Source organism: Streptomyces sp. NPDC050759 (assembly GCF_044456945.1).
Classification (GTDB): Bacteria; Actinomycetota; Actinomycetes; order Streptomycetales; family Streptomycetaceae; genus Streptomyces.
Map to the genome: position 1 here is coordinate 299,043 of NZ_JBITGI010000008.1, position 19,434 is coordinate 318,476.

The 19,434-nt window shown below is 71.1% G+C and carries 15 protein-coding genes; 11 read left to right on the forward strand and 4 right to left on the reverse strand.

Going from position 1 to position 19,434, the window contains the following annotated elements; all coding sequences use genetic code 11:
* Nucleotides 1-57: 57 nt before the first annotated feature.
* Together ACIBJB_RS24815 and ACIBJB_RS24820 are read right to left on the reverse strand one after the other, a co-directional pair.
* Nucleotides 58-1,635, reverse strand: a complete 1,578-nt coding sequence (locus tag ACIBJB_RS24815) for an alpha/beta hydrolase (protein WP_398933294.1) — start codon at nt 1,633-1,635, stop codon at nt 58-60.
* A 135-nt stretch (nt 1,636-1,770) separates the two neighbouring features.
* Nucleotides 1,771-2,808 carry an Rv2578c family radical SAM protein gene (locus ACIBJB_RS24820; RefSeq protein ID WP_398933296.1) on the reverse strand — a complete coding sequence of 346 codons (1,038 nt, stop codon included), beginning with the start codon at nt 2,806-2,808 and terminating at the stop codon, nt 1,771-1,773.
* A 135-nt stretch (nt 2,809-2,943) separates the two neighbouring features.
* Between ACIBJB_RS24820 and ACIBJB_RS24825 the strand changes: the two genes are divergently transcribed.
* From ACIBJB_RS24825 to ACIBJB_RS24840, 4 genes are all read left to right on the forward strand, one after another.
* Nucleotides 2,944-3,387, forward strand: coding sequence for an SRPBCC family protein (locus tag ACIBJB_RS24825; RefSeq protein WP_057608258.1), 444 nt, complete (start codon nt 2,944-2,946; stop codon nt 3,385-3,387).
* Nucleotides 3,388-3,553: 166 nt separating this feature from the next.
* The gene (locus ACIBJB_RS24830; protein ID WP_398933420.1) at nt 3,554-5,890 is read left to right on the forward strand and encodes an MFS transporter; all 2,337 of its coding nucleotides are present in this window, start codon (nt 3,554-3,556) and stop codon (nt 5,888-5,890) included.
* 134 nt (nt 5,891-6,024) lie between these two features.
* On the forward strand, nt 6,025-8,490 hold the full coding sequence (locus ACIBJB_RS24835; RefSeq protein WP_398933297.1) for a SpoIIE family protein phosphatase: 2,466 nt from the start codon (nt 6,025-6,027) through the stop codon (nt 8,488-8,490).
* A 135-nt stretch (nt 8,491-8,625) separates the two neighbouring features.
* Nucleotides 8,626-9,351 (forward strand): class I SAM-dependent methyltransferase, encoded by a 726-nt coding sequence (locus ACIBJB_RS24840; protein WP_398933298.1) that lies wholly within the window; start codon nt 8,626-8,628, stop codon nt 9,349-9,351.
* Nucleotides 9,352-9,362: 11 nt separating this feature from the next.
* Here the strand turns inward: ACIBJB_RS24840 and ACIBJB_RS24845 are convergent, their stop codons facing one another.
* Complete coding sequence (locus tag ACIBJB_RS24845) at nt 9,363-10,478, reverse strand: acyltransferase family protein (protein ID WP_398933300.1); 1,116 nt, start codon at nt 10,476-10,478, stop codon at nt 9,363-9,365.
* 147 nt (nt 10,479-10,625) lie between these two features.
* Between ACIBJB_RS24845 and ACIBJB_RS24850 the strand changes: the two genes are divergently transcribed.
* The 6 genes from ACIBJB_RS24850 (at nt 10,626) to ACIBJB_RS24875 (ending at nt 18,146) form a co-directional block, all read left to right on the forward strand.
* The gene (locus ACIBJB_RS24850) at nt 10,626-11,459 is read left to right on the forward strand and encodes a M55 family metallopeptidase (RefSeq protein ID WP_398933301.1); all 834 of its coding nucleotides are present in this window, start codon (nt 10,626-10,628) and stop codon (nt 11,457-11,459) included.
* Nucleotides 11,452-12,756 (forward strand): M20/M25/M40 family metallo-hydrolase, encoded by a 1,305-nt coding sequence (locus ACIBJB_RS24855; protein ID WP_398933302.1) that lies wholly within the window; start codon nt 11,452-11,454, stop codon nt 12,754-12,756. The genes ACIBJB_RS24850 and ACIBJB_RS24855 overlap by 8 nt, the downstream gene beginning before the upstream one ends.
* A 16-nt stretch (nt 12,757-12,772) precedes the next feature.
* A complete protein-coding gene (locus ACIBJB_RS24860) occupies nt 12,773-14,761 on the forward strand; it encodes an LpqB family beta-propeller domain-containing protein (RefSeq protein ID WP_398933304.1) in 1,989 nt (662 codons plus the stop codon).
* Nucleotides 14,758-15,681, forward strand: coding sequence for an LD-carboxypeptidase (locus ACIBJB_RS24865; RefSeq protein ID WP_398933305.1), 924 nt, complete (start codon nt 14,758-14,760; stop codon nt 15,679-15,681). The genes ACIBJB_RS24860 and ACIBJB_RS24865 overlap by 4 nt, the downstream gene beginning before the upstream one ends.
* A 107-nt stretch (nt 15,682-15,788) precedes the next feature.
* Entirely contained in the window at nt 15,789-17,543 is a 1,755-nt protein-coding gene (locus tag ACIBJB_RS24870; RefSeq protein WP_398933306.1) for an alpha/beta fold hydrolase, read from the forward strand.
* A 39-nt stretch (nt 17,544-17,582) separates the two neighbouring features.
* Complete coding sequence (locus ACIBJB_RS24875) at nt 17,583-18,146, forward strand: GNAT family N-acetyltransferase (RefSeq protein WP_398933307.1); 564 nt, start codon at nt 17,583-17,585, stop codon at nt 18,144-18,146.
* Here the strand turns inward: ACIBJB_RS24875 and ACIBJB_RS24880 are convergent.
* Entirely contained in the window at nt 18,118-18,462 is a 345-nt protein-coding gene (locus ACIBJB_RS24880; protein WP_398933308.1) for a DUF6204 family protein, read from the reverse strand. The genes ACIBJB_RS24875 and ACIBJB_RS24880 overlap by 29 nt on opposite strands.
* A gap of 59 nt (nt 18,463-18,521) precedes the next feature.
* On the opposite strand from ACIBJB_RS24880, the gene ACIBJB_RS24885 reads away from it, so the two are divergent.
* Nucleotides 18,522-19,421 (forward strand): arginase family protein, encoded by a 900-nt coding sequence (locus ACIBJB_RS24885; protein WP_398933309.1) that lies wholly within the window; start codon nt 18,522-18,524, stop codon nt 19,419-19,421.
* Nucleotides 19,422-19,434 lie beyond the last annotated feature (13 nt).

The following is a 19,434-nucleotide window of genomic DNA, read 5'->3' on the forward strand; positions in this document are numbered from 1 at the left end:
GCGTCCATGGTGGACCACGGCACTGACAACGCCCGTCCCCGACGGAGCGTCAGGCGCTCAGCCGCGGGCGCCGAGATACCGGTGCAGCGCCGCGCCGCGCGAGGACGTCGACGCCGCCTTGGCGGTCAGCGGCTTCGGATCGGGCAGTGCCTTGCAGACCGCGTCGGCCTCGCCGCCGCCACGTGGCACCCTGCCGTCGGTCAGATACGTGGCGAGGTACTTGTCCAGGCAGGTGTTCCCGCTCAGCGTGATGCCGTGGTTCCCGCCGCCCTCCTCGACGACGAGGCTCGAGCCGGCCAGCAGACGGTGGACCGTCGCGCCACCCTCGTACGGGGTGGCGGCGTCGTTCGTCGCCTGGAAGAGCAGCACCGGCGGCAGCTTGCCGTTGGCGATGTTCACCGGCTTGAGCGAGCCGGTCGGCCAGAACGCGCACGGCGCGTTGTACCAGGCGTTGCTCCAGGCCATGAACGGGGCCTTCTCGTACACGGCCCAGTTGTCCTTCTGCCACTGCCGCCAGTCACGCGGCCAGGAGGCGTCACGGCACTGGACGGACGTGTAGATGCTGTAGCCGTTGTCCCCGGACGCGTCCACGGCGCCGAAGTCCTCGTAGACGTCGACCAGCGGGTCGGCGTTCTTGCCGTTCACGTACGCCGCGAACGCCTCGGCCAGGTACGGCCAGTAGCCGTTGTAGTAGCCGCCCGGGATGAAGGTGTCCTCCAGCTCCGAGGCGCCTACCTTGCCGTCCGCGGGTTTCTTGGCGAGGGCCGCCCGCATCGCGTACCACTTGGCCTCGATCTTCTCGGGGTCGGTGCCGAGCTTGTAGGTCGCGTCGTACTTGGCGATCCAGGCCATCAGCGCGCGGTGCCGGTCGTTGAACGCGTAGTCCTGGCCGAGGTTGTCGTCGTACCAGACGCCGGTCGGGTCCACGATCGAGTCCAGGACCAGGCGGCGCACCTGGTGCGGGAAGAGCTTGGCGTAGACCGCGCCCAGGTAGGTGCCGTACGAGTAACCGAAGTAGTTGATCCTCTTGGCGCCCAGGGCCCGGCGGATGGAGTCCATGTCCTGCACGGCGCTGATGGTGTTGATGTACGGCAGCACGCTCGCGTACTTCCGGCCGCAGGCCGCGGCGAAGGACTTCACTCGCTCGAGGTTGGCCTTCTCGATCGCGGGTGTGCTCGGCACGGAGTCCGGACGTACCGGGTTGAAGTAGCCCGGCTTGCAGTTCAGGGCGGGCTTGCTCTTGCCCACCCCGCGCGGGTCGAAGCCGATGACGTCGTACTGGGCCGCGACGGCCTTGGGGAGGCCGGAGGCGATGAACCCGGCGAAGGTCAGACCGCTGCCGCCGGGGCCGCCGGGGTTGACCAGCAGCGGGCCCTGGTACTTCTTCGCGGTGTGGGGGACCCGGGACAGCGCGAGGGTGATCTGCCGCCCGCGCGGGTGCGCGTGGTCGAGCGGCACCTTGAGGGACGCGCACTGGAGCGTCGGGTAGTCGGCGGTGCCGCACTTCTTCCAGGTGGGTCGGGCGGCGAATGCGGTGGGTGCGGACTGCGGGGTGCCGGCGTCGGCAGGGACGGCGGTGAAGGTCCCCGCCACGACGATCGCGGCACCGCACAGCACGGCTGCGCGTTTTCTCATGAAGTCCTCCCAGGACGGAGGGTTTCGGGCCGCGAGGGTCACGGTCCACGCCGCATCGTCCCGGAAAGTCCGCCCGGAAGAACGTGTTCTGACAATACTTGACCCGATTGGGCCGCCCGTTGCGCTCGAACGCTCTCAGATCAACGTGAGTTGGGTCGGTTCGGACATCGGCGCGACCTCGGGCTCCGGCTCCCGGATCCGTCGTGGCATGCCCGCGCCCGCAGGGCCGATGCCGTACTCCTGGGCCAGCTCGTGTACCTGACGGGTGATCCGGCGCTGGTACCACTTCGGGGCGTAGGCGCCGTCCGCGTAGAGCCGCTCGTAACGGCGTACCAGATACGGGTGCTCCCGGTTCAGCCAGGCCATGAACCACTCCCGGGCGCCCGGCCGCAGATGCAGCACCAGCGGGGTGACCGAGGTGGCCCCCGCGGCGGCGATCGCACGCACGGTGGCCCGCAGCTGTGCCGGCTGGTCGCTCAGGAACGGGATCACCGGCGCCATCAGCACCCCGCACCCGATCCCGTGCTCGCCCAGGGTCCGTACGACGTCCAGGCGCCGCTCCGGAGCCGGGGTGCCCGGCTCGACGGTGCGCCACAGCTCGGGGTCGGTGAAGCCGACCGACACGGAGATCCCGACGTCCGTCACCTCGGCGGCCTGGGTGAGGAGGTCGAGGTCCCGCAGGATCAGCGTGCCCTTCGTCAGGATCGAGAAGGGGTTCGCGTGGTCGCGCAGGGCGGCGAGGATGCCCGGCATCAGGCGGTAACGGCCCTCCGCGCGCTGGTAGCAGTCGACGTTGGTGCCCATCGCTATGTGGTCGCCGGTCCAGCGGCGCGAACCCAGCTGGCGGCGCAGCAGCTCGGGGGCGTTCACCTTGACCACGATCTGCGAGTCGAAGCCGAGACCGGTGTCCAGGTCGAGATAGCTGTGGGTCTTGCGGGCGAAGCAGTACACACATGCGTGCGTGCAGCCCCGGTAGGGGTTGACCGTCCACTCGAAGGGCATGCGGGAGGCGCCCGGTACCCGGTTGATGATCGAGCGGGCCCGGATCTCGTGGAACGTGATCCCGGCGAACTCGGGCGTGTCGAAGGTACGGCTGACCACCGCGTCGGCGCCGAACAGGGCGGCGTCGGCCCGACCGTGTTCGGCGGACTCGGTGAGGTTCTCCCAGCGCATGAGGCCTCCTCGGTAGCACTGCCCCCTGAGTGAAACACTTGTTCGAATTCCTGTGCAACCCCCGATTTGGGTGCCCGTGGGCGGGGGTGGTTGGCTTGCCCCGACCCCGAGAACTTGAAGTCCTGGAGGAAGTCGATGGCGCAGGTCGAGGCCACTACGGAGCGGATCGTCGCGGCGGACGCGGAGAAGGTGTTCGACGCCGTCGCCGACTACAGCGGCACGCGCGGGAAGGTGCTCCCCGAGCAGTTCAGCGAGTACGAGGTGCGCGAGGGCGGCGACGGCGAGGGCACCCTCGTCCACTGGAAGCTCCAGGCCACCAGCAAGCGCGTGCGCGACTGCCTCCTGGAGGTCACCGAGCCCACCGACGGCGAGCTCGTCGAGAAGGACCGCAACTCCTCCATGGTCACCACCTGGCGGGTCACCCCGGCAGGCGAGGGCAGGTCCCGCGTCGTCGTGACCACCACCTGGGACGGCGCCGGCGGCATCGGCGGCTTCTTCGAGAAGACCTTCGCGCCCAAGGGCCTCGGCCGGATCTACGACGCCCTCCTCGGCCGGCTCGCCGCCGAGGTCGAGAAGTAAGTCCCCGGCGCTCGGCGGATGTTGATCTCGGTCACCGGATCGAGTGGAACTCCGCAGGGCCTCCTGGTATGCCGTAACTCGTCGCGCTTGTTCGTAGTTGTCGCCCAAAGCGGGAATTGTGTGGCAGGCGCGACGAGGGGAGCGGGACGTGGGCGTGACGACTCCGATGCACGAGGAGCGGGTCGAAGCGCCACCCGAACCCCCCGCCCCGTCCGTCGAACTCGGCCCGCGCCGGTTGCGGTTGGTGTTCTTCGGGCTGATGCTCGCGCTGCTCCTCGCGGCGCTGGAGCAGATGATCGTCGCCACCGCGCTCCCGAAGATCGTCGGTGAGCTGCACGGCCTGGACCGGATGTCCTGGGCGATCACCGCCTACCTGCTCACCGCCACGATCGGACTGCCGGTCTACGGCAAGCTCGGCGACCTGCTCGGCCGCAAGGGCGTCTTCCAGTTCGCGATCGTCGTGTTCGTCGCCGGCTCCGCGCTCGCCGGACGGGCCGCGACCATGGACCAGTTGATCGCCTTCCGCGCGGTCCAGGGCGTCGGCGCGGGCGGTCTCATGATCGGTGTCCAGGCGATCATCGCCGACATCGTGCCGCCCCGGCGGCGCGGCCGCTTCATGGGCCTGATCGGCGCCGCCTTCGGACTGGCCTCCGTCGCGGGCCCGCTGCTCGGCGGCTACTTCACGGACCACCTCTCCTGGCGGTGGTGCTTCTACATCAACGTGCCCTTCGGCCTGCTGACCCTGGCCGTCGTCACCGCCGTACTGAAGCTTCCCAAGCCCCGGGCCACACCCCGGCTCGACGTCCTCGGCACCCTCCTGCTCGCCGCCGCCTCCACCTGCCTGGTGCTGCTGACCAGTTGGGGCGGGACCGAGTACGCCTGGGACTCGCGGGTCGTCCTCGGACTCGGCGCCGGGGCCGCCGTCTCCGCGGTGCTCTTCCTCGTCGCCGAGCACTTCGCCGCCGAACCCCTCATGCCGCTGAGGCTGTTCAGGGATTCCGTCTTCAACATCACCGGTCTGGTGGGCCTGGTGATCGGCGTCGGGCTCTTCGGGGCGGCGAGCTATCTGCCGACCTTCCTCCAGATGGTCGACGGGGCGAGCGCCACCGAGTCCGGACTGCTGATGCTGCCCATGATGGCCGGGATCGTCGGCGCCTCCATCGTCTCCGGGCAGCTCATCAGCCACACCGGCCGTTACCGGATCTGGCCGATCCTCGGCAGCGCCCTCTCCGTCGTGGGCATGTGGCTGCTGTCCCGCCTCGAGGTCGACACGCCCCGGCTGCACTACAGCGTCTGGATGGCCGTCCTCGGCGCCGGGATCGGCATGGTGATGCCGGTGCTGATCCTCGCCGTGCAGAACTCCGTCCGCCCCGCCGACCTCGGCACCGCCACCAGCGCCAACAACTACTTCCGGCAGATCGGCGGAAGCGTCGGAGCGGCGATCTTCGGCACCCTCTTCGCCGACCGGCTCGCCGACGCGCTCACCGAGCGGCTGCCGGCCTCTGCCGGGCTGCCCGACCCCGAGTCCATCACCCCGCAGCTCGTCCACGCCCTGCCGCCGGCGCTCCGCGACGGCTACATCCGGGCCTACGCCGACGCCATGCCGAGGATCTTCCTCTACCTCGTGCCGGTTCTCCTCCTCGGCCTGTTCCTCGCCTTCTTCCTCAAGGAGAAACCGCTGGTGACCCACCCCACCGTCGACACGGAGACCGTCCCGATCCCACAGGCTCTCCCGCCGCGCACCGCCGGGGTCCCCGTGTGCGGCACCGTGCAGCACACTGACGGTGCCGTCCTGCCCCGGGCCGCGCTCACGCTCATCGACGTGGCCGGAGCGCAGATCGGGCGCGGTGCCAGCGGCGAGGACGGGCGGTACGCGCTGTCGACGCCCGGACCGGGGGCGTACGTGCTCATCGCCGCCGCGGGCGGTCACCAGCCGCAGGCCGTGTCCGTGACGGTCGGCGAGCGTCCCGTCGAACTGGACGTCGTCCTCGGCGGCGCCGGACGGCTCGCGGGCCGGGTGCGGACCGCCGACGGCACGCCTGTGCGGGACGCCGCCGTCACCCTCACCGATGTGCACGGCGAGGTCGTGGCCACCACCCGCAGCGGAGACGAGGGCGGCTACGCCGTCACCGAACTGGTCGCCGGTGAGTACACGCTCGCCGCCAGTGCGCCCGCGTTCCGCCCCGCAGCGCTCCCCGTCACGGTCCAGGCCTCGCGGGAGACCCGTCAGGACGTCGAACTCGCGGGCGGCGCGGTGCTGCGCGGCACCGTGCGGGCCGGTGACGGACGGTCCGTCGAGGACGCGCGCGTGACGCTCCTGGACATGGCCGGCAACGTCGTGGACACCCGCACGACCGGCCCCGACGGCACCTTCCGCTTCGTCGATCTGTCCGGCGGCGAGTACACCGTCATCGCCGCCGGCTACCCGCCGGTCGCCACCGTCCTCCAGGTGGCCGGAGGCGGCCGCACGGAGCGGGATCTGCAGCTCGGACACGGTGACTGACGGAGCGTCAGGGCGGGGGCGCACGCCGGTGCGGTCCGGTCCGGGCCAATTCCCGCATTGCCGCACACCGTGACGGCCCGGCGCCGTACGGTGGAGTAGGCGGGCACAGATCTTGCGGAGAGAGGGCCTGGGCCATGGACCGTGGCACCGAGAGGGGCACACCTCCCAGCCGCGGAGCTGGGAACGGCGCGGCGGACGGACCCACCGCGGCCGGACGTGTCCCACTGGCCGTGGTCGTGGTGGACCGCGACGGCTTGGTCTCCCACTGGAGCCGCGGCGCGAGCCGTCTGTTCGGCGCCGGCAAGGAGGAGGCCATCGGCCGCTCGGCGGCCGACCTGCTGCCCGTCTCCGGAGCACTCGCCGAGCAGGACGACCTGCCCTACGGCGGGTACGCGGCCTACGACGGACTCGGACCCGATCTCGAGTCCTCCCTCGACGGCGGCCTCTCCTACCCGGCCGCCGGCCGCGCCCGTCTCACCGTGCCCGGCGCGGACCGCGTGGACGTCCTGTGGTGGGCCTACCCGCTGGTGGGCCCCGGCCGGGAGCGTCTGCTGGTGCTGGCCGCCGACGCGGGCGCACTCCACCAGGACCTGGACCTGGACGAGGGCACCGTGGCCGTCGAGCGGATCGCGCCCGCCTTCGCCCTGCACACCGACTTCCCCGACGCCGACGAACTCGCCCGCCGGCTCCCCGAGATCCTGCCCAGCATGAGCGTCGGCGAGAGCGCCCGCATCGTCGCTCAGGTCCTCGAACTGGGTTATCCCGTCATGGAGTTCAGCCAGAACGACCGGGTGCCCGTCACCCCCGACTGGGGCGTGCCCCGGCGTGCCGAACGCAGGGCCCGCCGCGAGCGGGCGGCCCGGGCGGCCGCGGAGGGCCTGCCGCTGCCGCAGGACGACCTGGACGAGGGTGAGGACCTCGAGTACGTCGCCGTACGCGAGCGGCTGGAGTTCCTCAACGAGGTCAGCGGGAAGATCGGCACCTCCCTCGACCTGTCGCAAACCATCGTCGAGGTCAGCAAGGCCGTCGTGCCCCGCTTCACCGATGTCGCCGGCACCTATCTGCGCGAACAGGTCGTCGCCGGCGAGGGGTTCCCCGACGGTGTGCCCGACACCACCACCATGTGGCACCGGGTGGCCCTGGAGCACACCGACGAACCCGGCCGCTGGGACGACGTCGTGCCGGTCGGCGAGGCCATGCCGTTCCCCGCGCACACCCCGTTCTTCCAGTGCATGACCACCGGTGAGCCCGTCCTCGTGCCGCGGATCAGCGAGCAGATGGGGCACGCGATCGCCTCGCAGTTCGAGAAGCGGGACATCAGGCCGCTGATCACCGGCCGCTCCATGCTGGTCGTACCGCTGAAGGCCCGCAATGTGGTCCTCGGCTTCATGATCCTGCTGCGCCACCCCGAGCGCGTCGAGTTCAACGACATGGACCGGGTCACCGGCGCCGAACTCGCCGCCCGCGCGGGCCTCGTGCTCGACAACGCACGCATGTACACCTTCCAGGAGTCCGTCGCCGAGACCCTCCAGGACAGCATGCTGCCGCACATCCCGCCCCGCATGGCGGGCTGCGACATCGCCACCCGCTATCTGCCGGGCACGCTCCTGGGACGCGTCGGCGGCGACTGGTTCGACTCCGTCAAACTGCCCGGCGCGCGGACGGCTCTGGTGGTCGGTGACGTGATGGGGCACGGGCTCAACTCGGCCGCCATGATGGGCCAGCTGCGTACGGCCGTACACACCATGGCGGCGCTCGACCTGCCGCCGGCCCAGCTGCTGCGCAACCTCGACGACCTCGCCCAGCGACTCGGGGACACCTATCTCGCGACCTGCCTCTACGCCGTCTACGACCCGATCGCGAGCGAACTCCACCTCGCCAACGCGGGCCATATCCCGCCGGTGATCGTGCGGGCCGGGGACGGGCGCAGCGAGCTGCTCGACCTGCCCACCGGTGCGCCCATCGGTGTCGGCGGGGTGCCCTTCGAGGCGGTACACGTGCGCGTGGCGCCCGGTGACCGGCTGCTGATGTGCACCGACGGGCTGGTGGAGGTGCGGGGCGAGGACATCGGAGTGGGTCTCGCGACGCTCACCGAGTCCGCCGCGCATCCGGCCGCGTCCATGGACGACGCCTGCGACGCCATCATCCGTGCGCTCAACACCCGCGGCGGCCGCAAGGACGACGTGGCGCTGCTCATGGCCCGGCTCAACGGCATCGAGCCCGACGACGTGGCCGAGTGGCGGATCGCCCTGGATCCGGCCGAGGTGGGGCGGGCCCGGGCGGTCGTGCGGGAGCAGCTGCACGACTGGGGGCTGGGGAGGCTGGCCGACGGCGCCGAGCTCATGGTGAGCGAGCTGGTGACCAACGCGGTGCGGCACTCCCACAGCCGTCCCGTCGAGCTGCGGCTCGTGCGGGGAGACTCCCTGCTGTGCGAGGTGGACGACGACGACCATGATCTGCCGAACCTGTCGAGTGCCGGGCCCACCGATGAGCAGGGGCGGGGACTCAGGGTGGTCAGCACGCTCGCCCGGGAGTGGGGGGCGAGTCGCACGAAGGCCGGGAAGACCGTCTGGTTCGAACTGACCCTGCCGCGTCGCTGAGCGGCTCCCTACGGGCGCGGTCTCTCGAACTGGCAGTGAAGGAACGCGCCATGCGCTTGTCCGCGTACCCTCGGCGCGATACACCGTACTGGCCTGTCAGATGTGGCGGGTCGTGTTCGCATCCTGGGGAGTGGCATGAGCGTGAGCGGTCGGTACCGGGAGTCCTGGGAGGGCTTCTGGCGGGAGGCCCCGGGGCGTCAAGGGGCCGTGTTCTGGGACGCGGAGCCGGTGTTGACCGCCGGAGTCCACCTCGCCCACTTCGAGCCGCTCCTGGTCGATCCCGGGCTGCCCCTCGTGGACCTGGGCTGCGGGAACGGCACCCAGAGCCGTTTTCTCGCCGCCCACTTCACCCAGGTGATCGGCGTCGACCTGTCCGCCGCCGCCCTCGATCGCGCCCGCGACGCCGACCCCGACGAGCAGGTGACGTACCGGCTCCTCGACGCCTCCGACAAGGGTGAGCCGGAGAACCTGCACGCCGAACTCGGGGACGCCAACGTCTACATGCGGGGCGTGCTGCACCAGGCCGCGCCCGAGGACCGGCAGCAGATGGTCGACGGCATCGCCACGCTCGTCGGGAAACGCGGCCGGGCCTTCCTCGTCGAGCTCTCCGAGGCGGCCAAGTCCGTCCTGATGGGTCTCGCACAGAGCCCCGACGGGCCGCCCGCCAAGCTGGCGCCCATCTTCGCGCACGGCATCGCCCCCGGTGAGGTGGCCGACGAGGCGGTGCCCGTGTACCTCGGGGCGGCCGGGCTGACGATCGTGGCGAGCGGTGAACTGCCCCTCGTCACCACCGAGTACCGCTCCGACGGCACCCGGATCGAACTGCCGTCGAAGTGGTGGGTGGTGGGACGCACCGCCTGACGACGCAGGCCCTACCGGCGCACCTGCGCCGGTACCGCGCCCGTGCCGGGCGAGGTCTTCCGGAACGCCCACTCCATCCTCGGCTCCATCACGCACCGGAAGACCCGCCGCACGGGCGCGGTGCACAGCGCGGTCACCACCACGGCGGCGACGACGGTCACGGCGATCTCGCCGAGCGGTGTGTGCGCCCAGTGGTGGCCGGCCCAGTCGACGTGGTTGCCGGCCTGGACGACGAAACCGTGCAGCAGATAGCCGTAGAGCGTGCCCGCGCCCAGGGCCGTGAACCACATCCGGCGCCCGGGCACCCAGGACAGGAAGCAGGCGACCAGGACCAGCGAGCAGCCGAAGAGGGCCAGTGTCATCAGCGGCCCGTACCAGGCGGGCACCCCGAAGTCCTGGGCGGCGCCGCGGTGGAAGAACCACGCGTAGTCCATGCGCGGAACCGCCCAGTACGAGAACACCACCGCGGCCGCGAAGACCGGCACCGCGAGGATGCGCACCCGCCACTGCCGTACCAGGGAGAAGTGCGCGGGGCGCAGACACAGGCCGAGCACGAAGTACGGCAGGAACTGCAGGGTGCGCTGGAGGTCGAGGTCGTCGCCGATGGACGGGCTCAGGCTGGCGAGCGCGGCAACCGTGAGGGCGATCGGCAGGGGCCAGCGCACGCTCCGCCAGATCGGGGTGGTCAGCCGCCAGATGAACAGGGCGGCCAGGAACCACGTCAGATACAGCGGGTCCAGGAGGCTGATCGCACGGTCCGGGACACCGTCGGACCACCGGGTGAAATAGGTGTACGCCGTCTCGAACACGACGTAAGGGACGACGACCCCGGTGACCAGTCGCTTGATCTTCGCCGGGCTCGCGTCGAAGGAGCGGGAGAAGTAGCCCGAGATGATGATGAACGCCGGCATGTGGAAGGCGTAGACGATCGTGTAGAGCGCGGTGACGGCACGGCTGTCGGAGCGCAGCGGCTCCCAGGCGTGTCCCATGGCCACCAGCACGATCGCGAGGTACTTGGCGTTGTCGAAGAACGCGTCGCGCTGCTTCGGGCGTCCGGGCGGGTTCCCCGGCGCGGTGGTCGCCGTCGTCCGTCGTGCCGACCGTACGGGCTGTGCGGTGTCGCTCACGCTTCTCCCTGTCCGTCTCCTGTGGAACCCGCGAGGGAGGATACGCGTCTTCCAGGGGTCGCCTGTGCGGCAGGGGGGGGCGGCACCAGGGCTCGCCTCACCACCTGCGGGCGACGCAAACCTCCGCGACGCGTAACGTGGCGGACCATGAAGATCCTGATCAGCGCCGACATGGAGGGCGCGACCGGAGTGACCTGGCCGGCCGACGTGCTGCCGGGCACACCGCAGTGGGAGCGGTGCCGGGCGATGTTCACCTCGGACGTGAACGCCGCCGTGCTGGGCTTCTTCGACGGGGGCGCCGACGAGGTACTCGTCAACGAGGCCCACTGGACCATGCGCAACCTCCTCCTGGAGCGGCTCGACGAGCGCGCGCAGATGCTCACCGGCCGGCACAAGTCGCTGTCCATGGTCGAGGGCGTCCAGCACGGCGACGTCGACGGCATCGCGTTCCTCGGCTACCACGCGGGCGCGGGCCAGGAGGGCGTTCTCGCCCACACCTACCTCGCCAACTCCATCACCGGGGTGTGGCTGAACGACGTGCCCGCGAGCGAGGGACATCTCAACGCGCACGTGGTCGCCGAGTACGGCGTCCCCGTGGTCCTCGTCACTGGCGACGACGTGGCCTGCGAGGACGCGCTCGGCTACGCTCCCCAGGCGCTGAAGGTCGCGGTCAAGGACCACGTCTCGCGGTACGCGGCCGTGTGCCGTACGCCGACCCGCACGGCCGCCGACATCAGGGCCGCGGCCAAGGAGGCGGCCCAGCTGGCGGTCCGTCAGAAACCCGTGCGGACAGGCCCGTTCACGATCGCGGTCGAGTTCGACGCCGAGCACCTCGCGATGGCCGCCACCGTCGTGCCGGGCGTGGATCGGATCGGGGCGCGGAAGGTGGCGTACACCAGCGAGACCATGTACGCGGGAATCCGTACCTTCAAGGCGGTCACCACCATCGTCTCGGCCGCCGTGGAGGAGCAGTATGGCTGACCAGCAGGCACTGGATGAGGTCGTCCGGTTCACCTCCGACCTCATCCGTATCGACACCACCAACCGGGGCGGCGGCGACTGCCAGGAGCGCCCCGCCGCCGAGTACGCGGCCGAGCAACTGGCCGGGGCGGGCCTCGAGCCCATGATGCTGGAGCGCACCAAGGGCCGCACGAACGTCGTCGCCCGCGTCGAGGGCACCGACCCGTCGGCGGACGCGCTGCTCGTCCACGGTCATCTGGACGTCGTGCCCGCCGAGGCCGCCGACTGGAGCGTGCACCCCTTCTCCGGAGAGATCCGCGACGGGGTCGTCTGGGGGCGCGGCGCGGTCGACATGAAGAACATGGACGCGATGATCCTGGCCGTGGTGCGGGGCTGGGCCCGGCAGGGCGTACGCCCCCGGCGGGACCTCGTGATCGCGTTCACCGCCGACGAGGAGGCCAGTGCCGAGGACGGCTCCGGGTTCCTCGCCGACGAGCACCCGGAACTCTTCGAGGGCTGCACGGAGGGGATCAGTGAGTCGGGGGCGTTCACCTTCCACGACGGCGCCGGGCGGCAGATCTACCCCATCGCCGCGGGGGAGCGCGGCACGGGCTGGCTGAAGCTCACCGCGCGCGGCCGCGCCGGGCACGGCTCCAAGGTCAACAAGGAGAACGCGGTCACCCGGCTCGCCGCCGCCGTCACCCGCATCGGCGAGCACGAATGGCCGCTGCGGCTCACCCCGACCGTCCGCGCGGCCCTCAGCGAACTCGCCGCGCTCTACGGCATCGAGCCGGACCTCACCGACGTGGACCGGCTGTTGGAGAAGCTGGGCCCCGCCGCCAAGCTGGTCGAGGCAACTGTCCGCAACAGCGCCAACCCGACCATGCTGGAGGCCGGTTACAAGCTCAACGTGATCCCGGGGGAGGCCGTGGCCTACGTCGACGGCCGCTACCTGCCCGGTGGTGAGGACGAGTTCCGGACGACCCTCGACCTGCTCACCGGCCCCGACGTGGACTGGGAGTTCAGCCATCGCGAGGTCGCCCTCCAGGCACCGGTCGACTCGCCGACGTACGCGAGGATGCGTGCCGCCGTCGAGGAGTTCGCGCCGGAGGGGTACGTGGTGCCGTACTGCATGTCCGGCGGCACGGACGCCAAGCAGTTCTCCCGCCTCGGCATCACCGGGTACGGGTTCGCGCCCCTGAAACTCCCGGAGGGCTTCGACTACCAGGCCCTGTTCCACGGGGTCGACGAGCGCGTCCCCGTCGAGGCACTGCACTTCGGCGTACGGGTTCTCGACCGCTTCCTGCGAACGGCCTGAGCAAGTGGGGGAGAACGTGCAGACGTCGGCATACGGTTCCTGGCCCTCACCCATCGACGCGGCGGTCGCGGCCGCGCACGACGGGTACCCCGAATGGCTGGGCTTCGTCGGGGACGAGGTGTGGTGGACCGAACCCCGGCCCACCGAGGGTGGCCGCCGCACACTCGTGCGCAGACGCGCCGACGGGCAGGAGGAGTCGGTGCTGCCCGCGCCGTGGAACGTGCGCAGCCGGGTCATCGAGTACGGCGGTCACCCCTGGGCCGGGGCGGTGGTGGCAGGCGAGCCGCTCGTCGTGTTCGTGCACTTCGCCGACCAGCGGCTGTACCGGTACGAGCCCGGCGGCGAGCCGAGCCCCCTCACACCCCTCTCTCCGGTGGGCGGCGGACTGCGCTGGGCGGAACCGCAGTTGAGACTCGACCTCGGTGAAGTGTGGTGCGTCCTCGAGGAGTTCACCGGCGACGGGCCCACCGACGTCCGCCGGGTCCTCGCCGCCGTACCGCTCGACGGCTCGGCCGTACGGGACCGGGACGCGGTGCGCGAACTCACCGACGACCGCCACCGGTTCGTCACCGGCCCCCGCATCTCCCCCGACGGCTCGCGCGCGGCCTGGCTCGCCTGGGACCACCCGCGCATGCCCTGGGACGGCACGGAACTGGTCGTCGCCGAGGTCCGTGAGGGCTTGTTCCACGAGCCCCGGACGGTGGCCGGCGGCCCCGAGGAGTCCATCGCCCAGGCCGACTGGGCCGCGGACGGCCGACTCCTCTACGCGAGCGACCGCACCGGCTGGTGGAACCTCTACCGCGACGGTGAGCAACTCTGCCCGCGCGAGGAGGAGTTCGGCGGCGCCCTCTGGAAGCTCGGCCACCGCTGGTTCGCGCCCCTGGACAGCGGACTGATCGCCGTCGTGCACGGCAGCGGCGCGACCGCCCTGGGGATCCTGGACCCCGAGACCGGCGAACTCGTCGACGCGGCAGGGCCCTGGACCGAGTTCGCGCCCACCCTCGCGGTGCACGGCGAGCGAAGCGGGATGGGGGTCCCCCCGCCCGAAGGGTGGGGGAGGGTCGTCGCCGTCGGCGCCAGTCCCCGCACCGCCTACGAGGTGGTCGAGCTGGACACGCGCACGGGCCGGGCCCGGGTGATCGGCGCCCCGCACGACGACCCCGTCGACCCCGCCTACTACCCCGAGCCCCTGATCCGCACCTTCACCGGACCGGACGGCCGGGACATCCACGCCCACGTCTACCCGCCGCACCACCCCGGACACCGGGCGCCCGGCGGTGAGCTGCCGCCGTACGTCGTGTGGGCGCACGGCGGACCCACCGGACACGCGCCCCTCGTGCTCGACCTCTCGATCGCCTACTTCACCTCGCGCGGCATCGGTGTCGCCGAGGTCAACTACGGCGGCTCGACCGGGTACGGACGGGAGTACCGCAACCGGCTGCGTGAGCAGTGGGGCGTGGTCGACGTCGAGGACTGCGCCGCCGTCGCGCTCGCGCTCGCCGACGAGGGCACCGCCGACCGCGACCGGCTCGCCATCCGCGGCGGCAGCGCGGGCGGCTGGACCGCGGCCGCCTCGCTCACATCGACCGACGTCTACGCCTGCGGCACGATCGTCTACCCGATCCTCGACCTGACCGGATGGGGCACGGGGGAGACCCACGACTTCGAGTCCCAGTACCTGGAGAGCCTGGTCGGGCCGCTCGCCGAGGTCCCCGGACGGTACGCGGAACGCTCGCCCGTCGAGCACGCCGACCGGCTCACCGTGCCCTTCCTGCTGCTCCAGGGCCTGGACGACGTGATCTGCCCGCCCGCCCAGTGCGAGCGGTTCCTGTCCCGGATCGCCGGCCGGCAGGTGCCGCACGCGTACCTCGCCTTCGAGGGGGAGGGACACGGATTCCGTCGGGCCGAGACGGTGATCCGGGCCCTGGAGGCCGAACTCTCCCTGTACGCACAGGTTTTCGGGCTGAACCCGCCCGGCGTACCGACATTGGAGCTCATCAGGTGAAGGAACTCGTCAGGCCGCCCAGACTCGCCCCGGGCGCGCGCGTGGCCGTGGTCGCGACCAGCGGGCCGGTGCCGGAGGAACGGCTTCAGGCGGGCCTGGACATCCTGCGCGGCTGGGACCTGGACCCCGTGGTGGGGCCCCATGTCCTCGACCGGCACGGCGAGTTCGGCTACCTCGCGGGCACGGACGCCGACCGGGCGGCGGATCTCCAGAACGCCTGGTGCGACCCGTCCGTGGACGCCGTGCTGTGCGCCCGGGGCGGATACGGCGTGATGCGCATGGTCGACCTGCTCGACTGGAACGCCCTGCGCGCGGCCGGTCCGAAGGTGCTGGTCGGGTTCAGTGACGTGACCGCGCTGCACGAGGCGTTCGCCGCCCGGCTCGGCCTGGTCACGCTGTACGGTCCGATGGCTGCCGGCATCGACTTCATCAAGAACACGCGGGCCCAGGAGCATCTGAGGTCGACGTTGTTCGCGCCGGAGACGGTCCGCACGATCGCCTCCGGCGGCAGGGCCCTCGTCCCCGGCCGGGCCCGCGGTGTCACCCTGGGCGGCTGTCTGTGCCTGCTCGCCTCCGAACTGGGCTCCGGGTACGCCCGGCCCGGCGCGCGCGGGGGCCTGCTCTGCCTGGAGGACGTCGGCGAGGAGACGTACCGCCTCGACCGCTATCTGACCCAGCTCCTGCGCGCCGACTGGCTCGACGGGGTGCGCGGGGTGCTCCTCGGGTCGTGGGAGAGGTGCGAACCGTACGAGAGGGTGCGCGCACTGCTCCTCGACCGGCTCGGGGGACTCGGCGTACCCGTCGTCGAGGAGTTCGGATTCGGCCACTGCGAAGGGGCGTTGACGATCCCGTTCGGAGTGGCCGCCGAGCTCGACGCCGACACGGGCACGCTGACGCTGGAAGAACCCGCCCTCCACTGAATCTCCGTCAGAAACACCCGGTCGGGCGATTGACCTCCTCTGACACGTGTCACACCATGACTACCGGTCGGTAAGTTTCGGGTTGTCGTCAGTGTGGAGGTATCTCCGTGTTCCGTCGTGCGCTCGGACTCTCCGTCCCGCTCGCTCTCCTGCTGGGCGTCCCGCTCACCACCCCCGCCCCGGCGACCGGCCAATACACCGTCAGCGCGCTGAAGTTCACGGTCCGGTCCGGCGGTCGCACCTGCACGATCGACGCCGACCTGTACCGCCCTTCGGGCGTCGGGCGGGCGCCCGCCGTGCTCACCACCAACGGATTCGGCGGCAGCAAGTCCGACGGTTCCACGGACGCCACCGCCAGGGCCTTCGCGCAGCGCGGTTATGTCTCGCTCGCCTACTCGGGCCTCGGCTTCGGCAGGTCCGGCTGTCTGATCTCCCTCGACGATCCCGGCATCGACGGGACGGCCGCCTCGGCGCTGGTCGACTTCCTGGGCGGGAAGCGTGCCGCCGACGACGGGACCAGGGCCGACTTCGTCAGCCTCGACGGCCCGGGCGACCCGCGGGTCGGCATGATCGGAGGCTCCTACGGAGGCGCGATCCAGCTGGCGACCGCCGCCGTGGACCACCGGGTGGACGCGCTCGTGCCGATGATCACCTGGAACGACCTGGCGTACGCACTGGCCCCCAACAACGCGACGCGCGCAGGGAGCGTCCCCGGTGCCTTCAAGTGGCAGTGGGCCAACGGCTTCTACCTCATCGGCGAGGGCCAGCCGCTGACCGAGGTGAACCTCGACCCGTCCCGGATCAACTCCCTCGGCTGTCTGCACTTCGTGACCGAGGCCTGCGACACCGTCCGTACGCTCAACGCCGGGAGCTTTCCGGCGGCCCGCACGGCCGAGTTGCTCGACTACGCGCACAGTGTCTCGCCGGTGTCGTACCTGAGCCGCGTCAAGGCTCCCACCCTGCTCGTCCAGGGACAGGCCGACAGTCTCTTCAATCTCAACGAGGCGACGGCGACTTACAAGAAGCTCAAGGCGCAGGGCACGACCGCCAGGATGATCTGGCAGTCCGGCGGGCACAGCGGAGGGATCACCGATCCGGCGGCCGGTGAACTCAACCTCGTCCAGGGCAACCTGGAGACCAGCTATGTCGGCAGGCGGGTCCTCGCCTGGTTCGACCGGTATCTGCACGGGCGGCGGAACGTCGACACGGGCCCGGCCTTCGCCTACTACCGCGACTGGATCACCGACCCGAACGGCACCTACGCCACCGCCGACCACGTGCCCGCGCTCAGCCAGAGGCTCTACCTCTCCGGGGACGGCAAGCTCGTCGACAACAGCCGGAAGGTGGCATGGGGCAGTCGGTCGTACAGCAACAGGCTTGTTCCCACGAGCCATTCGGAGAGTTCGCTGTACGGCGCCCTCGGCCTCCCGGACCCGGCGCCGTACGACACCACCGGCACCTACGCCGACTGGACCAGTGCGCCGCTGCCCCGGACCCTCGACGTCGTCGGCGCCCCGAAGGTCACCCTCGAGGTGAACTCCCCGAAGGCCGAGCGGACGCAGCACTCGGGCGACGCCGCCGACAAGCTGGTGCTGTTCGCCAAGATCTACGACCTCGCTCCGGACGGCACGAAGACGCTCGCCCACCGGCTGGTCGCCCCGGTCCGGGTGCCCGACGTGACGAAGCCGTTCACGGTCACCCTGCCGGGGGTCGTCCACCGCTACGAGGAGGGGCACCGGCTCCAGTTCGTCATCGCGGCCAGCGACGACGCGTACTTCGGGAACCGGGGGATCAAGCCGGTGACCGTGGTGAGCGCGCCCGGACGGGCCGGGGTGCTGGAGCTGCCGGTCGCGGGACGGTGAGTTACGCGGCTCTGGTGAGGATCGCCGTAGGCTGGCCGGATGCCGCACACCACGTCCCGCTATCTCGCCGAAGGCCCCCGCGTGGGCATACGCCACTTCACCTACGAGGACGGCGCCGAGTTCACCGCCCGGGCCCGGGAGAGCAAGCAGCTCCACCAGCCGTGGCTGTTCCCGCCCGACAGCGAGAGCGCCTATCTCGCCTACGCCGGCCGGCTGATCGAGGACCGGACCAAAGCGGGGTTCCTGGTCTGCGAGAAGGACGGCGAGCGGGGCGACGGGGCCATCGCCGGGTACATCAACATCAACAACATCGTCGAGGGCGGCTTCCGCTGCGGGGCCCTGGGTTACGGCGCCTTCGCGCACGCCGCCGGGCGCGGGCTGATGCGCGAAGGGCTGAACCTCGTGGTCGACCACGCCTTCGGTCCGATGCGGCTGCACCGCCTCGAGATCAACGCACAGCCCCGGAACACCGCCTCCCTCGCCCTCGCCCGCAGCTGCGGCTTCCGGCTCGAAGGCTTCTCACCGAAGATGATCTACATCGACGGGGACTGGCGGGACCACGAGCGTTGGGCCATCACCGCCGAGATGCGGGCTTCCGGTTGATCTTCATGGTGTCGAGGTCGGTGACCGTCGACTTCAGGTCCCGGAAGCCGTAACCGAGATCCCGCAGGGTGACCTCGGCGCGGTCCTCGGCGATCGCCCCCGCCATCTCCTCGCCGTCCGCCGCGTCCGAGACCACCACGTACCGCATCGAGAAGTGCTTGAGCGGCGCCGGCTCGTACGACAGCGAGCCCTCCTCGGTGAACCGCATGCTCGCCATGCCGTGGTCCGCCGCCTCGGCGAGCAGCCGGGCGCGGGCCTCGTCGGTGAGCCCCTCCCACGTGCCGCGGACGATCACCCGGTAGGTGTGCTCACTCACTGTCGCTCCCTCGTCAATCTCCGTGGACGGCCGACTGTACGTCGGCGAGGATGATCCGCATGCGGAATATCGTCGTGCTGGACGCCCCCTCCAACCTCGGCCTGCGTCCGCCCGCCCCCGGCACCGTCCCCGGCTGCTACAAGCTCGCGGGCGCCCTGCGCGAGCAGCGGATCGTCCAGCGGCTGCACGCCCTGGAGGGCGGGGTGGTGGTGCCGCCGCGCTACGACCTCGGGGACTGGCAGGAGGGCGACGGCGTGTTCAACGCCGCCGCAATCGCCTCGTACACCGTCAGGCTCGCCGACCGCATCGAGCGCCATGTACGCGCCGGGGAGTTCCCCGTCGTCCTCGGCGGCGACTGCTCCATCCAGCTCGGCGCCTCGCTCGCCCTGCGCCGCGTCGGACGCTACGGCCTGGCCGCGATCGACGCCTCGCCGGACTTCCGGCACACCGGTAACTCCGACCGGATCGGCGCGGCGGGCGGCGAGGAGGTCGCGCTGGCCACCGGGCGCGGGCAGGAGGACCTGACGAACCTGGAAGGCCTGCGGCCCTATCTGCGGGACGAGGACGTGCGGTTCTTCGGGATCCGGGATGAGTTCGAGGAGGACCGGGCCGAGCTCGCCGCCCTGAAGATCCCGGTCGTGACCGTCGGTGATCTCCGGGAGTGGGGCACGGACGCCCTTGCCCGGGCCACCGTCGAGGCCTTCGGGATCCCCGAGATCGACGGCTTCTGGGTACACCTGGACGCCGACGTCCTCGACCCGTCCGTCATGCCCGCCGTCGACAGCCCCGACCCGGAGGGGCTCCTGCCCGGCGAACTCACCTCCCTGCTGCGGCCGTTGCTCGCCTCCCCCTCCTGTGCAGGTCTCAACATCACCATCTACGACCCTGATCTGGACCCCGAGGGCACGGCCGGCGCGCTGCTCACCGACATCGTCGTGGATGCCTTTGCGCAATCCTGACCGGCAGCTCCCC